The following is a 15,015-nucleotide window of genomic DNA, read 5'->3' on the forward strand; positions in this document are numbered from 1 at the left end:
AGCACCCCAGGCCGTTCGTCTGGACGAAGACCGCCGACGAGATCCTCGACAAAGTCGCCGCCTACTGCCGACGAATCTCCGACTCAGGTCACTAGGGCCTTTCGTCTGGATCAGGTCGGCTGAGGGAAACGGCGCTTTTCTACCGACCCGAACGGGGCGTGGCGCGCGCAGCCGCAAGGCGGAGGAGGGCGTCGACGCGATGGGGCCCCCGCGCGAGCGAAGCCGAGCGTGGGGGCGACAACCGACGTCGACGCCGCAGACGTGCGTGCCACGCCCCGCGACGCCGGCATGATCCGAACGACAGGCCCTGGCGACGGCCGGGTCAGGGGCGCGAGGCCGTGCCGGTGTGCGGCTCCGCCGCATGGGCGCACGGATGCGGAACCTCGCGCCCCGACTTGAGTACCCGTACTCAAGCGCCGCCCCCCGTCCCGGCCGCACGCTGGTGCCATGCTGTGGTCCGACCCCGAGAACGAGCCGCCCGAGGAACTGCGCGACATGCAGGCCATGCTGCGGCGGCTGAGCGTGTTCCTGGCGCTGGCCATGGTGTTCGCGATGATCGTGGTCGGTCTCAAGTAGTCCGCCCGGCCTCCGCCGTTACGCTGGCCGTATGACAGACCAGCAGCCGCGCCGCCGACTCGTCCTCGCCTCCCAGTCCCCCGCCCGGCTCGGGCTGCTGCGCCAGGCCGGGCTCGACCCCGAGGTGATCGTCAGCGGCGTCGACGAGGACGCCGTGACCGCCCCGACCCCCGCCGAGCTGGCCCTCGCCCTCGCCGAGGCCAAGGCGTCCGTGGTGGCCGCCAGGCCCGAGGTGCGGGGCGCGCTGGTGATCGGCTGCGACTCGGTGCTGGACCTGGACGGGCAGGCTCTCGGCAAGCCCGCGGACGCCGAGGAGGCCACCGCCCGCTGGAAGGCGATGCGCGGGCGGGCGGGCACGCTGCAGACCGGCCACTGCGTCTGGGACACCGCCACCGGCCGCCACGTCTCGGCCACCGCCTCCACCGTCGTCCGCTTCGGCGAGCCGACCGACGAGGAGATCGCCGCCTACGTCGCCTCGGGCGAGCCGCTGTACGTCGCCGGGGCCTTCACCCTGGACGGCCGCTCGGCGCCGTTCATCGACGGCATCGAGGGCGACCACGGGAACGTGATCGGCATCAGTCTGCCCCTGGTCCGGCGCCTGCTGGCCGAGCTCGGGGTCGGCATCACGGAGCTGTGGGCGCCGGCGGAGGACTGACCGGGGGGCCGCCGTCGCCCTCGCCGTCCCCGGCCGGTCCGGCGGCCGGCTCCTCACGGTCGTCGTAGGTCATCAGCAGCAGCACGATGAGGCCGAGCACGAGGAGCAGGAACAGGAAGGCACTCCAGCCCGCCAGCCCCCAGGCGAGGGCGCCGAGCAGCCCCTGCACCACGGCCGCGCTCATCAGCAGGACCCGGCCGAGGCCGGCGGGCGGGCGGTCGCGCAGCGCCACGAGCAGGGCGACCAGGGCGCACAGCGCGAAGTAGAGCCCGAAGACGACCCCGCTGACCTTCGAGGACACGGACATCGTGTCCGGGTCGAGGCCGGCCAGGGACATGTCCTGCCGGTCGACGACGATCCCCAGGAACCAGTTCAGCGCGGCGACGCCGAGCGCCTCCGCGAAGAGCACGACCGCCACGATCCACGCCACCGGCCTGCGCACCGCCACCGGTCCCCACCCACTTTCGGCCGCTGCCGCCAGGACAACCGTTACCCCGAGTACGTTCGAGGCCTCCCGAACGCTACTAACGGGTAAACCTCGCGACAAGGGGTCTGCCGCGGGCAAAGAATCATTGGGCCATTCGTAGGGACTCCACAAAGAAACGGAGTGGCGCGCGGCACGCTCTCACAGAGACCTTGACCACATCAGGGGGCTAGGGTTTGCCCGAGGAGTCCTGCGTATCGCGTTGCGGCAAGGGATTTCGCGGGTCGAGCGCGCCTCGCATCACGCTCCGTGTGGGCAAGCTCACCATTGGGGACGGGTCGAAGTGCCGTGTCGGCAGTCCCTAAACTCGGCTTGTTTCAAGGAGGGAGCCTCAATCGTGCGCAAGGTGCTCATCGCCAACCGTGGCGAAATCGCTGTCCGCGTGGCCCGGGCCTGCCGGGACGCCGGGATCGCGAGCGTGGCCGTCTACGCGGACCCGGACCGGGACGCTCTGCATGTCCGCGCCGCTGATGAGGCGTTCGCCCTGGGTGGTGACACCCCCGCCACCAGCTACCTGGACATCGCCAAGGTGCTGAAGGCCGCGAGCGAGTCGGGCGCGGACGCCATCCACCCCGGCTACGGCTTCCTCTCGGAGAACGCCGAGTTCGCGCAGGCGGTCCTGGACGCGGGCCTGATCTGGATCGGCCCGCCGCCGCAGGCCATCCGCGACCTGGGCGACAAGGTCGCCGCCCGGCACATCGCCCAGCGCGCCGGTGCCCCGCTGGTCGCCGGCACCCCGGACCCCGTCTCCGGCGCGGACGAGGTCGTGGCCTTCGCGAAGGAGCACGGCCTGCCGATCGCCATCAAGGCGGCCTTCGGCGGCGGCGGACGCGGCCTGAAGGTCGCCCGCACCCTCGAAGAGGTGCCGGAGCTGTACGACTCCGCCGTCCGTGAGGCGGTGGCCGCGTTCGGCCGCGGCGAGTGCTTCGTCGAGCGCTACCTCGACAAGCCCCGCCACGTGGAGACCCAGTGCCTGGCCGACCAGCACGGCAACGTGGTCGTCGTCTCCACCCGCGACTGCTCGCTCCAGCGCCGCCACCAGAAGCTGGTGGAGGAGGCCCCGGCCCCGTTCCTGTCCGAGGAGCAGGTCGCCCAGCTGTACTCCGCCTCCAAGGCGATCCTGAAGGAGGCCGGCTACGTCGGCGCCGGCACCGTCGAGTTCCTCGTCGGCCTGGACGGCACGATCTCCTTCCTGGAGGTCAACACGCGCCTCCAGGTGGAGCACCCGGTCACCGAGGAGGTCGCCGGCATCGACCTGGTCCGCGAGATGTTCCGCATCGCCGACGGCGAGGAGCTCGGCTACGGCGACCCGGAGCTGCGCGGCCACTCCTTCGAGTTCCGCATCAACGGCGAGGACCCGGGCCGCAACTTCCTGCCGGCCCCGGGCGCCGTCACCACCTTCGCCCCGCCCTCCGGCCCCGGTGTCCGCCTGGACGCGGGCGTGGAGTCGGGCAGCGTCATCGGCCCGGCCTGGGACTCGCTGCTGGCCAAGCTGGTCATCACCGGCCGCACCCGCAAGGAGGCCCTGCAGCGCGCCGCCCGCGCGCTGGAGGAGTTCCAGGTGGAGGGCATGGCCACCGCGATCCCGTTCCACCGCGCGGTCGTGCGTGACCCGGCGTTCGCGCCCGAGCTGACCGGCTCGACCGACCCGTTCACGGTCCACACCCGCTGGATCGAGACGGAGTTCGTCAACGAGATCAAGCCGTTCACCGCCCCCGCGGACGCCGAGGCGGACGAGGACGCGGGCCGCGAGACGGTTGTCGTCGAGGTCGGCGGCAAGCGCCTGGAGGTCTCCCTCCCGTCGTCGCTGGGCATGTCCCTGGCCCGCACCGGTCTGGCGGCCGGCGCCAAGCCGAAGCGCCGCGCGGCGAAGAAGTCCGGCCCCGCGGCCTCCGGCGACACGCTCGCCTCCCCGATGCAGGGCACGATCGTGAAGGTCGCGGTGGAGGAGGGCCAGGAGGTCCAGGAGGGCGACCTGATCGTCGTCCTGGAGGCCATGAAGATGGAACAGCCTCTCAACGCCCACAAGTCCGGCACCGTCAAGGGCCTGGGCGCCGAGGTCGGCGCGTCCGTCACCTCGGGTGCCGCGATCTGCGAGATCAAGGACTGACGCCCGCACGACAGCAGGACGACCGGGGCGCCCGGCGGACCGTCTCCCACGGTCCGCCGGGCGCCCCGCCGTTCACGGGGGACGCGACGGACCGTGCGGCCCTCAGCGCCGGCGCAGATCCGCGACCCGGGCCCGTTCGGTCCCGGCGCTCTGCTCACCGCCGAGTGCCGTGGCCGTCCGCAGCGCCGCCCCCGCGCCGGGCACCTGACGGCGCGGCCCGGGCAGCGGCACGTCCCGGCGCTGCTGACGTGCCGGGGCGGTGTCAGCCCCGGCGGCCGGAGGGTTTCCCGCGCCGGTCGCACCCCCCGACGCCCCGGCCACGGCGATCTGCACGCCCTGGTCGGCCAGGGCCTGCAGCTCGGTGGCCGCGCGGTCGTCGTGGCCGGGCGGCTCGTCCGTCACCAGGCGGGTGATGAGGTCCGTCGGCACGGTCTGGAACATGGTGTCCGTGCCCAGCTTGGCGTGGTCGGCGAGGACGACGACCTCGGCGGCGGCCTGCACCAGCGCGCGGTCGACGGACGCCGACAGCATGTTGGACGTCGACAGGCCCCGCTCCGCCGTCAGACCGCTTCCGGACAGGAAGGCCTTGGACACCCGCAGCCCCTGGAGGGACTGCTCGGCGCCGCTGCCGACCAGGGCGTAGTTGGACCCCCGCAGCGTGCCGCCGGTCATGACGACCTCGACGCGGTTGGCGTGGGCGAGGGCCTGGGCCACCAGCAGCGAGTTGGTGACGACGGTCAGCCCGGGCACCCGCGCGAGCCGGCGCGCCAGCTCCTGGGTGGTGGTCCCCGCCCCCACCACGATGGCCTCGCCCTCTTCGACGAAACCCGCGGCGAGGTCGGCGATGGCCGTCTTCTCGGCGGTCGCGAGATGGGACTTCTGCGGAAAGCCGGATTCTCGCGTGAATCCGCCCGGCAGTACCGCACCGCCGTGCCGGCGGTCGAGGAGTCCTTCTGCCTCCAGTGCGCGCACGTCCCGCCGTACGGTCACTTCGGAGGTCTGGACGACGCGGGCGAGCTCACGGAGCGACACGGCCCCGTTCGCTCGCACCATTTCGAGGATCAATTGGCGACGTTCTGCAGCGAACACGAAACTGACAGTAACCCCAACGACCGTCTGCTTTCAGCAGTATGCGCTGAATAACAGAAGTTGTTCGCACGTCAGGGACGGAAGTGGTATACGCGCCCACTCCGGACGCCTATGCCACCCGCAAGCCCCGCAACTCCCCGTGACCGGCGGGGAGTCGTTTCCGGCCGGGTCAGCCCTCCCCGTTGGCCTTCCGGGTGTGCAGCTGCCGGGCCACCTCGGCGATCGATCCCGAAAGGGAGGGATACACGGTGAAGGCGTTCGCGATCTGTTCGACCGTCAGGTTGTTGTCGACCGCGATCGAGATGGGGTGGATGAGCTCGGAGGCGCGCGGCGCCACCACCACACCGCCGACCACGATCTCGGTGCCGGGCCGGCAGAAGATCTTGACGAAGCCGTCCCGGATGCCCTGCATCTTGGCGCGCGGGTTGCGCAGCAGCGGCAGCTTCACCACGCGGGCGTCGATCCTGCCGGAGTCGACGTCGGCCTGCGAGTACCCGACCGTGGCGATCTCGGGGTCGGTGAAGACGTTGGCGGAGACGGTCTTGAGGTTCAGCGGGGTGACCGCGTCGCCGAGGAAGTGGTACATGGCGATGCGTCCCTGCATCGCCGCCACCGAGGCCAGCGCGAAGACACCGGTGACGTCACCGGCGGCGTACACGCCGGGAGCCGAGGTCCTCGACACCCGGTCGGTGCGGATGTGCCCGGAGTCCTTGAGCTTGACCCCGGCCTCCTCCAGGCCCATGCCCTCGGTGTTGGGGATGGCGCCGACGGCCATCAGGCAGTGCGACCCGGTGATGACACGCCCGTCGGCGAGCGTGACCTCCACCCGGTCCCCGACGCGCTTGGCGGACTGGGCCCGCGAGCGCGCCATGACGTTCATCCCGCGCCGCCGGAACACGTCCTCCAGGACGGCGGCGGCATCGGGGTCCTCGCCGGGCAGCACGCGGTCGCGCGACGACACGAGCGTCACCTTGGACCCCAGCGCCTGGTAGGCACCGGCGAACTCGGCGCCGGTCACACCGGACCCGACGACGATGAGTTCCTCCGGCAGTTCCTCCAGGTCGTAGACCTGGGTCCAGTTCAGGATCCGCTCGCCGTCGGGCCGCGCGTCGGGCAGCTCGCGCGGATGGCCGCCGGTCGCGATCAGCACCGCGTCCGCGGTCAGCGTCTCCTCGCTCCCGTCGGCGGCCCGCACCACGACCTTCCGCGACCCGTCGAGGGCCTGCATGCCCTCCAGCCGCCCGCGCCCGCGCACGACCCGCGCACCGGCACGGGTCACGGAGGCGGTGATGTCGTGGGACTGCGCCAGCGCGAGCCGCTTCACACGCCGGTTGACCTTGCCCAGGTCCACGCCGACCACCCGGGCGGCCTGCTCCATGGGCGGGGTGTCGTCGGCGACGATGATCCCCAGCTCCTCGTACGAGGAGTCGAAGGTGGTCATCACCTCGGCCGTGGCGATCAGAGTCTTGGACGGCACGCAGTCGGTCAGCACCGACGCCCCGCCCAGGCCGTCGCAGTCGACGACGGTCACCTCCGCGCCGAGCTGCGCGGCCACCAGGGCCGCTTCGTATCCGCCGGGTCCGCCACCGATGATCACGATCCGAGTCACGTACTCCATTCTCCCGCACCGCTCGGCGCGGGGCCGCCCCGGGGCACGTCTGTGACGAGAGCGACGCCGGGGTGCCTGCCGTACGCTCTCCCCATGTCGCTCTACGCCGCGTACGCCGGCAACCTCGACGCGCGGTTGATGACCCGCCGCGCCCCGCACTCGCCGCTGCGCGCCACCGGCTGGCTGAACGGGTGGCGGCTGACCTTCGGGGGCGAGCACATGGGCTGGGAGGGCGCGCTCGCGACCCTGGTGGAGGACCCGATCTCCCAGGTCTTCGTGGCCCTGTACGACATCGCCCCGATGGACGAGGAGTCACTCGACCGCTGGGAGGGCGTGGGCCTGGACATATACCGCCGCATGCGCGTGCGCGTCCACACCCTGGACGGCGAGGAGGGCGCCTGGACGTACGTCCTGAACGCCTACGAGGGCGGTCTGCCCTCCGCCCGTTACCTGGGCGAGGTGGCCGACGCGGCGGAATCGGCGGGCGCGCCCCACGACTACGTCATGGAGCTCCGCAAGCGCCCCTGCTGAGCGGCACCCTCGTCGGAAACGACAAAGCAACAATCACGATCCCGTGAGCTCCGTCATCTACGCGCGTAGGCGTAAACCGGATACCCTCGTCGGCGTGAACGCATCTCTCCTTCCGGACGACATCCAGGGCGCCACCCCAGTTGACCCGAGGGCCGCCGCCGACGCCGCCGCGGCCCGCCTGCGCGAACTCACCGGCGCCGAGACCCACGACGTGGCCCTCGTGATGGGCTCCGGCTGGGCACCGGCCGTGGACGCCCTGGGCGACCCCGCGGCCGATCTCCAGGTCACCGACCTGCCGGGCTTCCCCAAGCCCGCAGTGGAGGGTCACGGCGGCAGGATCCGCTCGTACTCCATCGGCGACAAGCGCGCGCTGGTCTTCCTGGGCCGCACCCACTACTACGAGGGCCACGGCGTGGCCGCCGTCTCCCACGGCGTCCGCACGGCCGTCGCCGCCGGCGCCAAGACGATCATCCTGACCAACGGCTGCGGCGGCCTGCGCGAGGGCATGCGCCCCGGCCAGCCGGTCCTGATCAGCGACCACATCAACCTCACCGCCACCTCCCCGATCGTCGGCGCGAACTTCGTCGACCTCACCGACCTCTACTCCCCCCGCCTGCGCGCCCTGTGCAAGGAGGTCGACCCCACGCTGGAGGAGGGCGTCTACGCCCAGTTCCCCGGCCCGCACTACGAGACGCCGGCGGAGGTCCGCATGGCACGCATCATCGGGGCCGACCTGGTGGGCATGTCGACGGTCCTGGAGGCGATCGCCGCCCGCGAGGCCGGCGCGGAGGTGCTGGGCATCTCGCTGGTGACCAACCTGGCGGCGGGCATGACGGGCGAGCCCCTCAACCACGAGGAGGTCCTGCAGGCGGGCCGCGACTCCGCGACGCGGATGGGCGCGCTGCTGGCGCAGGTGCTGGGGCGTCTGTAACCGGCGGGGGTGGGCCACGTGGCCCGGCGCTGCGGGGTGCCTCCCCCCGGAGGGGGTACTCCCAGCGGCACGACTGCCCGCAGCCGAGTGGGTGACGGGGGTCAGTCGCGTACGGCGGGAAGGGGACGTGTCGGGGGGTGTCCGCCCGCAGCGGTTGGCGCGTCCGCGCCCCGCCTGTCGGTCAGTACCCGATTCCGCGCCGTTCCGAGGACGGACACCCCCCGGCGCGGCCCCGACCCACAAGACCACCCAACGCGCCACCCGCACCCCACCGAACCCGCACAGGCCGCCGCAGGCACCCGCAGGCACCCCCCACCCGCACAGGCGCCGCAGGCACCCCCACCCACCCCGCACAGGCCGCCGCAGGCACACCCGCCCACGCGCCGCAGGCCGACATACGACCGAGACCCACCCACCACACGAGAGGCTGACCGACGTGCACGACGACCTCCTCGCACGGGCCAGGGCATGGCTGGCCGAGGACCCCGACGCGGACACCCGCGCGGAACTCGCCAAGCTCATCGACGCCGAGGACCACGCCGAGCTGACCTCGCGCTTCGCCGGCACCCTCCAGTTCGGCACCGCGGGTCTGCGCGGCGAACTGGGCGCCGGCCCGATGCGCATGAACCGCTCCGTCGTCATCCGGGCCGCCGCCGGCCTCGCCGCGTACCTGAAGAAGCAGGGAACCCCCCACGGGGACGACACGGCCGGCCTCGTCGTCATCGGCTACGACGCCCGCCACAAGTCCGCGGACTTCGCCCGCGACACCGCCGCCGTCATGACCGGCGCCGGCCTGAGGGCGGCCGTCCTCCCCCGCCCCCTCCCCACCCCCGTCCTGGCGTTCGCCATCCGGCACCTCGGCGCGGTCGCCGGGGTCGAGGTCACCGCCAGCCACAACCCGCCCCGCGACAACGGCTACAAGGTCTACCTCGGCGACGGCTCCCAGATCGTGCCCCCCGCCGACGCGGAGATCGCCGCGGAGATCGCCGCCGTACGCAGCCTCCACGACGTCCCCCGCCCCGAGTCCGGCTGGCAGACCCTGGACGACTCCGTCCTGGACGCCTACCTCGCCCGCACGGACGCGGTCCTCGCCGAGGGCTCCCCCCGCACCGCCCGCACCGTCTACACGGCGATGCACGGCGTCGGCAAGGACACCCTCCTCGCCGCCTTCGCCCGCGCCGGTTTCCCGGAGCCGGTCCTCGTCGCCGAGCAGGCCGACCTCGACCCGGACTTCCCCACCGTCGCCTTCCCCAACCCGGAAGAGCCCGGCGCGATGGACCTGGCCTTCGCGAAGGCCCGCGAGACCGGCCCGGACCTGGTCGTCGCCAACGACCCGGACGCCGACCGCTGCGCCGTCGCGGTCCACGACGGCGCCGACTGGCGCATGCTCCGCGGCGACGAGGTCGGCGCCCTCCTCGCCGCCCACCTGGTCGCCCGCGGAGCGCACGGCACGTTCGCCGAGTCGATCGTCTCGTCCTCCCTCCTCGGCCGTATCGCCGGGAAGGCGGGCCTGCCGTACGAGGAGACCCTCACGGGCTTCAAGTGGATCGCCCGCGTGGAGGGTCTGCGCTACGGCTACGAGGAGGCCCTCGGCTACTGCGTCGACCCGGAGGGCGTCCGCGACAAGGACGGCATCACCGCGGCGCTGCTGATCACGGAGCTCGCCTCGGCCCTCAAGGCGGAGGGTCGTACCCTCCTCGACCTCCTCGACGACCTCGCCGTGGAGCACGGCCTGCACGCCACCGACCAGCTCTCGGTCCGCGTCGAGGACCTCTCCCTGATCGCCGCCGCGATGCACCGCCTGCGCGAGCAGCCCCCCGCCCGCCTCGCCGGTCTGACGGTCACGCGGGCCGAGGACCTCACGCGGGGCACGGACACGCTGCCGCCCACGGACGGCCTGCGCTACACGCTCGACGGCGCCCGGGTGATCGTCCGCCCGAGCGGCACGGAGCCCAAGCTGAAGTGCTACCTGGAGGTGGTCGTCCCGGTCGCCGGGCACGCCGGTCTCCCCGAGGCCCGCGCGAAGGCGACGGAGCTGCTGACGGCACTGAAGCGGGACCTCTCCTCGGCGGCGGGCATCTGACACGCCCTGGTGCCCCGGCCTCACCCGGGGCACCACCCGCGGCCTTTGTCCGACGCACCCCCAGGCGCACCCCTGGGGGCACCACCCGGCGCGCTCCCAGGGGCGCCCCAGGCCCGCCCGCGCAGAACGGCACTCCCACCCGGCGGCACCCCCACCCAGCGGCGGCCACCGTGACGGCGCTGGTGCACCTCGTCCGCCACCGCGCCCTCCGCCACCGCGCCCTCCGCCTCCGCGGTGCCGGCACCGCTCGGCTGGTGCGCGTACATCGGCTGGGTGGGCCTGCGGCCGGGCCGCCGGGACGGCTGCTTCGCGGTGCAGCGGCTGTGGCACAACGAGCTGGACGGCGGCCTGTGGACGCTGCACCAGGTGCGCCGGCTGCTGTGGCGCGACCCGATGCCGCGGCCGTTCCTGGTGTGGGTGCCCCTCACGCTGATCGCGGCGGTGGTGTCGGTGGTGCTGTTCGGTCTGTCGGCGCGGGACCGCCAAGCCGCTGCCGCTGCTGGTCTTCACCGGCGTCCTGCTGGTGATCGTCCTGGGCAGCGCGGGGTCTGCTTCCCAGGGCTCGCTTCCTGCTGCCGGGCTTCCCGCTGCTCCTGGTCCGGCCGGCCGCGCCGTAGCGGGACGGCTCGGGGCGGCCGACCGGGTCACCCGAAGGCCGAAAGCACCGTCACCCCAGACCCAGCAGTACCGCCAGCAGTACGGCTGCTCCTGGTCCGGCCGGCCGCGCCGTAGCGGGACGGCTCGGGGCGGCCGACCGGGTCACCCGAAGGCCGGAAGCACCGTCACCCCAGACCCAGCAGTACCGCCAGCAGTACGACGCCCGCCGCCGCCGGCGCGACGATCTCGTAGGCCCAGCGGACGGTGACCTCGCCCGGCGCGGTGCCGGCCTGCTCAGGGGCCCGCAGCTCGCGCGCCTCGCACAGTTCCCGCAGCTCGTCCATGATCCGGTCGCCCTCGGCCCGCACCGGCCCGTCGGCGACAGCCCCGGGCCCGGCGTCCCGGCCGCCGCCGGTCAGGCCGCCGAGACCGCCGAAGCCACCGCGTCCGCGGGTGTCCCCGGCGAGGCGCCGGTTCTCCCGCTGTGCCGCCTTCTTGCGGGCACGCAGCGAGACGGGGACGGCCCACAGCTGGTACTTGGTGCCGGACCGGTCGTAGACCTCGTTGGAGTAACCGGACCGCAGCGAGGCGACCTGGTCCCAGGGCAGCACGACGACGCGGAGGGGGTTGCGGACGCGCAGCCGTTCCTCGCTCGCGAAGACGGCGGGCCGCACCGTGTAGGCGGCGACGAGCGGCACGATGAGCAGCATCGCGGCGAGCGCCTTCCACGGGGTGCTCCCCTCGCCCGTGACCACCGCGTCGATGCCGAGCCAGGCGACGAGGGCGAGCAGCAGGACGCCGCCGAGGATGCCCGCGGGCGAGCGGTAGACCCGGTCCTTGGGCACGGGTACCGAGGACTGGGACGAGGATGACTGGGAGTCCGGGGTCGTCATGCTGCCGATTGTGCCCGACGGGCCGGACGCCCTTCGGCCGCGGTACCGGCCGGTGGGGCAGGTGCCGGGGACTGTACAGCCGCTACGCGCGTAGATATGCTCGGCTGGTGACCATGCCCACCACTGCATCCGCTGCACCCGTTGCATCCGCTGCGTCCCCCCACGGACTCACGGACGTCACCGCGTCCGACAGCACGCTGCGCCGCTTCCTCCACGGGCTGCCCGGCGTCGACGCGGTCGGCCTGGAGGCGCGCGCCGCCTCGCTCGGCACCCGTTCCATCAAGACCACCGCGAAGGCGTACGCGCTCGACCTGGCCATCTCCATGGTCGACCTGACGACGCTGGAAGGCGCGGACACCCCGGGCAAGGTCCGGGCGCTCGGCGCCAAGGCGATCCGCCCCGATCCGACGGACCGGACGAGCCCCGCCACGGCGGCCGTCTGCGTCTATCCCGACATGGTGGCCGTCGCCAAGGAGGCCGTCGCCGGCTCGGACGTCAAGGTCGCCTCGGTCGCCACGGCGTTCCCGGCGGGCCGCGCCTCGCTGGCCGTCAAGCTGGCCGACGTGCGCGAGGCCGTCGCGGCGGGCGCCGACGAGGTCGACATGGTCATCGACCGCGGGGCCTTCCTCGCGGGGAAGTACCTGAAGGTGTACGACGAGATCGTCGCCGTGAAGGAGGCGTGCGGGACGTCCGCCCGCCTGAAGGTCATCTTCGAGACCGGCGAGCTGTCGACGTACGACAACATCCGCCGCGCGAGCTGGCTCGGCATGCTGGCGGGCGCCGACTTCATCAAGACGTCCACCGGCAAGGTCGCCGTCAACGCGACCCCGTCCAACACCCTCCTGATGCTGGAGGCGGTCCGCGACTTCCGCGCGCAGACGGGCGTCCAGGTCGGCGTGAAGCCGGCCGGCGGCATCCGCACCGCGAAGGACGCGATCAAGTTCCTGGTCCTGGTCAACGAGACCGCGGGCGAGGACTGGCTGGACAACCACTGGTTCCGCTTCGGCGCCTCCTCGCTCCTGAACGACCTGCTGATGCAGCGCCAGAAGCTGGCCACCGGCCGCTACTCCGGCCCCGACTACGTGACGGTGGACTGATCACCATGGCCATGGAAAAGCAGACATCCGCGTTCGAGTACGCGCCGGCGCCCGAGTCCCGCTCGGTCGTCGACATCGCCCCGTCGTACGGCCTGTTCATCGACGGCGAGTTCACCGAGGCGGCCGACGGCAAGGTCTTCAAGACCGTGTCCCCCGCCACCGAGGAGGTCCTCTCCGAGGTCGCCGAGGCCGGTGAGGCGGACGTCGACCGCGCGGTGAGGGCCGCCCGCAAGGCGTTCGAGAAGTGGTCGGCGCTCCCGGGTTCCGAGCGCGCGAAGTACCTGTTCCGCATCGCCCGGATCGTCCAGGAGCGCAGCCGCGAGCTGGCCGTGCTGGAGACCCTGGACAACGGCAAGCCGATCAGGGAGACCCGCGACTCGGACCTCCCCCTGGTCGCCGCGCACTTCTTCTACTACGCGGGCTGGGCCGACAAGCTGGAGCACGCCGGCTTCGGCGCGACCCCCCGCCCGCTCGGCGTCGCGGGCCAGGTCATCCCGTGGAACTTCCCGCTCCTGATGCTGGCGTGGAAGATCGCCCCGGCGCTGGCGACCGGCAACACGGTGGTCCTGAAGCCCGCCGAGACGACCCCCCTCTCCGCCCTGTTCTTCGCGGACGTCTGCCGCCAGGCGGGCCTGCCCAGGGGCGTCGTCAACATCGTCACCGGCGACGGCCGCGCCGGCGCCGCGCTGATCGCCCACCCCGACGTGGACAAGGTCGCCTTCACCGGCTCCACGGCCGTCGGCAAGGAGATCGCGCGCACGGTGGCGGGCACCCGCAAGAAGCTCACCCTGGAGCTGGGCGGCAAGGGCGCCAACATCGTCTTCGACGACGCCCCGATCGACCAGGCCGTGGAGGGCATCGTCAACGGCATCTTCTTCAACCAGGGCCAGGTCTGCTGCGCGGGCAGCCGTCTCCTGGTCCAGGAGTCGATCCACGACGAACTCCTGGACTCCCTCAAGCGCCGCCTGTCCACGCTGCGCCTGGGCGACCCGCTGGACAAGAACACCGACATCGGCGCGATCAACTCCGCCGAACAGCTGGCCCGGATCACCGCCCTCGCCGACCAGGGCGAGGCGGAGGGCGCCGAGCGCTGGTCCCCGGCCTGCGAACTTCCCTCCTCCGGCTACTGGTTCGCCCCGACGCTCTTCACGAACGTCACCCAGGCGCACACCATCGCCCGCGACGAGATCTTCGGCCCGGTCCTGTCCGTGCTGACCTTCCGCACGCCGGACGAGGCGGTCGCCAAGGCCAACAACACCCCGTACGGCCTGTCGGCGGGCATCTGGACGGAGAAGGGCTCGCGCATCCTGGCGGTCGCGAACAAGCTCCGCGCGGGCGTCGTCTGGTCCAACACATTCAACAAGTTCGACCCGACCTCGCCGTTCGGCGGCTACAAGGAGTCGGGCTTCGGCCGCGAGGGCGGCCGCCACGGCCTGGAGGCGTACCTCGATGTCTGAGCGACTCAGCGTGCTGAAGACCTACAAGCTGTACGTCGGCGGGAAGTTCCCGCGTTCCGAGAGCGGCCGGGTGTACGAGGTGACGGACTCGAAGAACAACTGGCTGGCGAACGCCCCACTCTCCTCCCGCAAGGACGCCCGTGACGCGGTGGTCGCCGCGCGCAAGGCGTTCGGCGGCTGGTCCGGCGCGACGGCGTACAACCGCGGCCAGATCCTCTACCGCATCGCCGAGATGCTGGAGGGCCGCCGGGACCAGTACGTCGCGGAGGTCGCCGAAGCGGAGGGCCTGTCGAAGTCGAAGGCGGCGGCACAGGTGGACGCCGCGATCGACCGCTGGGTCTGGTACGCGGGCTGGACCGACAAGATCGCCCAGGTGGTCGGCGGCGGCAACCCGGTCGCGGGCCCGTTCTTCAACCTCTCCTCCCCGGAGCCGACCGGCGTGGTCGCCGTCCTGGCCCCGCAGGAGTCGTCCTTCCTGGGCCTGGTCTCGGTCGTCGCCCCGGTCATCGCCACCGGCAACACGGCGGTCGTGATCGCGAGCGAGAAGTCCCCGCTGCCGGCCCTCTCCCTCGGCGAGGTCCTGGCCACCTCCGACCTCCCCGGCGGCGTGGTCAACATCCTCTCCGGCCGTACGGCGGAGATCGCCGCGCCCCTGGCCGCCCACCAGGACGTCAACGCGATCGACCTCGCGGGCGCCGACGAGGCGCTGGCGAAGGAGCTGGAGGTCGCGGCGGCGGACAACCTCAAGCGCGTTCTGCGCCCACAGCCTGTGGACAACGCCGACTGGTCGGCGACCCCGGGCACCGAGCGCATGACGGCGTTCCTGGAGACGAAGACGGTCTGGCACCCGACGGGCGCGCTGGGCGCGTCGGGTTCGTCGTACTGACCGACCCCACCGTCACC

The 15,015-nt window shown here is 72.6% G+C and carries 14 protein-coding genes; 10 read left to right on the top strand and 4 right to left on the bottom strand.

Features of this window, described 5'->3' with window-relative positions; all coding sequences use genetic code 11:
• Positions 1 to 447: 447 nt before the first annotated feature.
• The gene (gene mmpB / locus ACIRFH_RS31750; RefSeq protein ID WP_403528443.1) at positions 448 to 576 is read left to right on the top strand and encodes a morphogenic membrane protein MmpB; all 129 of its coding nucleotides are present in this window, start codon (positions 448 to 450) and stop codon (positions 574 to 576) included.
• 31 nt (positions 577 to 607) lie between these two features.
• Complete coding sequence (locus ACIRFH_RS31755) at positions 608 to 1,231, top strand: Maf family protein (protein WP_403528446.1); 624 nt, start codon at positions 608 to 610, stop codon at positions 1,229 to 1,231.
• Here ACIRFH_RS31755 and ACIRFH_RS31760 read toward each other — a convergent pair.
• Positions 1,200 to 1,679: a hypothetical protein gene (locus ACIRFH_RS31760; RefSeq protein WP_403528449.1), complete on the bottom strand. Its 480-nt coding sequence runs from the start codon at positions 1,677 to 1,679 to the stop codon at positions 1,200 to 1,202. The two genes, ACIRFH_RS31755 and ACIRFH_RS31760, sit on opposite strands and share 32 nt — an antisense overlap.
• Positions 1,680 to 2,052: 373 nt before the next feature.
• On the opposite strand from ACIRFH_RS31760, the gene ACIRFH_RS31765 reads away from it, so the two are divergent.
• Positions 2,053 to 3,825, top strand: a complete 1,773-nt coding sequence (locus tag ACIRFH_RS31765) for an acetyl/propionyl/methylcrotonyl-CoA carboxylase subunit alpha (protein WP_403528452.1) — start codon at positions 2,053 to 2,055, stop codon at positions 3,823 to 3,825.
• Positions 3,826 to 3,927: 102 nt separating this feature from the next.
• Here the strand turns inward: ACIRFH_RS31765 and ACIRFH_RS31770 are convergent, their stop codons facing one another.
• Complete coding sequence (locus tag ACIRFH_RS31770) at positions 3,928 to 4,914, bottom strand: DeoR/GlpR family DNA-binding transcription regulator (protein WP_403528455.1); 987 nt, start codon at positions 4,912 to 4,914, stop codon at positions 3,928 to 3,930.
• Positions 4,915 to 5,083: 169 nt separating this feature from the next.
• Complete coding sequence (locus ACIRFH_RS31775; protein ID WP_403528458.1) at positions 5,084 to 6,532, bottom strand: NAD(P)H-quinone dehydrogenase; 1,449 nt, start codon at positions 6,530 to 6,532, stop codon at positions 5,084 to 5,086.
• An 84-nt stretch (positions 6,533 to 6,616) separates the two neighbouring features.
• Between ACIRFH_RS31775 and ACIRFH_RS31780 the strand changes: the two genes are divergently transcribed.
• The 4 genes from ACIRFH_RS31780 (at position 6,617) to ACIRFH_RS31795 (ending at position 10,800) form a co-directional block, all read left to right on the top strand.
• Entirely contained in the window at positions 6,617 to 7,054 is a 438-nt protein-coding gene (locus ACIRFH_RS31780; RefSeq protein ID WP_403528461.1) for a gamma-glutamylcyclotransferase, read from the top strand.
• 94 nt (positions 7,055 to 7,148) lie between these two features.
• A complete protein-coding gene (locus ACIRFH_RS31785; protein WP_403528464.1) occupies positions 7,149 to 7,985 on the top strand; it encodes a purine-nucleoside phosphorylase in 837 nt (278 codons plus the stop codon).
• A gap of 436 nt (positions 7,986 to 8,421) precedes the next feature.
• The gene (locus ACIRFH_RS31790) at positions 8,422 to 10,068 is read left to right on the top strand and encodes a phospho-sugar mutase (protein ID WP_403528467.1); all 1,647 of its coding nucleotides are present in this window, start codon (positions 8,422 to 8,424) and stop codon (positions 10,066 to 10,068) included.
• Positions 10,069 to 10,302: 234 nt separating this feature from the next.
• On the top strand, positions 10,303 to 10,800 hold the full coding sequence (locus tag ACIRFH_RS31795; protein ID WP_403528470.1) for a hypothetical protein: 498 nt from the start codon (positions 10,303 to 10,305) through the stop codon (positions 10,798 to 10,800).
• Positions 10,801 to 10,850: 50 nt separating this feature from the next.
• On the opposite strand, the gene ACIRFH_RS31800 is transcribed toward ACIRFH_RS31795, so the two are convergent.
• Positions 10,851 to 11,558 carry a PH domain-containing protein gene (locus ACIRFH_RS31800; RefSeq protein ID WP_403528473.1) on the bottom strand — a complete coding sequence of 236 codons (708 nt, stop codon included), beginning with the start codon at positions 11,556 to 11,558 and terminating at the stop codon, positions 10,851 to 10,853.
• Positions 11,559 to 11,671: 113 nt separating this feature from the next.
• Here ACIRFH_RS31800 and deoC point away from each other — a divergent pair, with 113 nt between their 5' ends.
• Genes deoC through ACIRFH_RS31815 form a run of 3 tightly spaced genes read left to right on the top strand, consistent with a single transcriptional unit; the run spans position 11,672 to position 14,998 of the window.
• On the top strand, positions 11,672 to 12,655 hold the full coding sequence (deoC, locus tag ACIRFH_RS31805; protein ID WP_403528476.1) for a deoxyribose-phosphate aldolase: 984 nt from the start codon (positions 11,672 to 11,674) through the stop codon (positions 12,653 to 12,655).
• An 11-nt stretch (positions 12,656 to 12,666) separates the two neighbouring features.
• Complete coding sequence (locus ACIRFH_RS31810) at positions 12,667 to 14,112, top strand: aldehyde dehydrogenase family protein (RefSeq protein ID WP_403528479.1); 1,446 nt, start codon at positions 12,667 to 12,669, stop codon at positions 14,110 to 14,112.
• Positions 14,105 to 14,998 carry an aldehyde dehydrogenase family protein gene (locus tag ACIRFH_RS31815; RefSeq protein ID WP_403528482.1) on the top strand — a complete coding sequence of 298 codons (894 nt, stop codon included), beginning with the start codon at positions 14,105 to 14,107 and terminating at the stop codon, positions 14,996 to 14,998. Before ACIRFH_RS31810 ends, ACIRFH_RS31815 begins: the two co-directional genes overlap by 8 nt.
• Positions 14,999 to 15,015: the final 17 nt, after the last annotated feature.

This window comes from Streptomyces sp. NPDC093586 (assembly GCF_044764905.1).
In the GTDB taxonomy this organism is placed as follows: domain Bacteria; phylum Actinomycetota; class Actinomycetes; order Streptomycetales; family Streptomycetaceae; genus Streptomyces.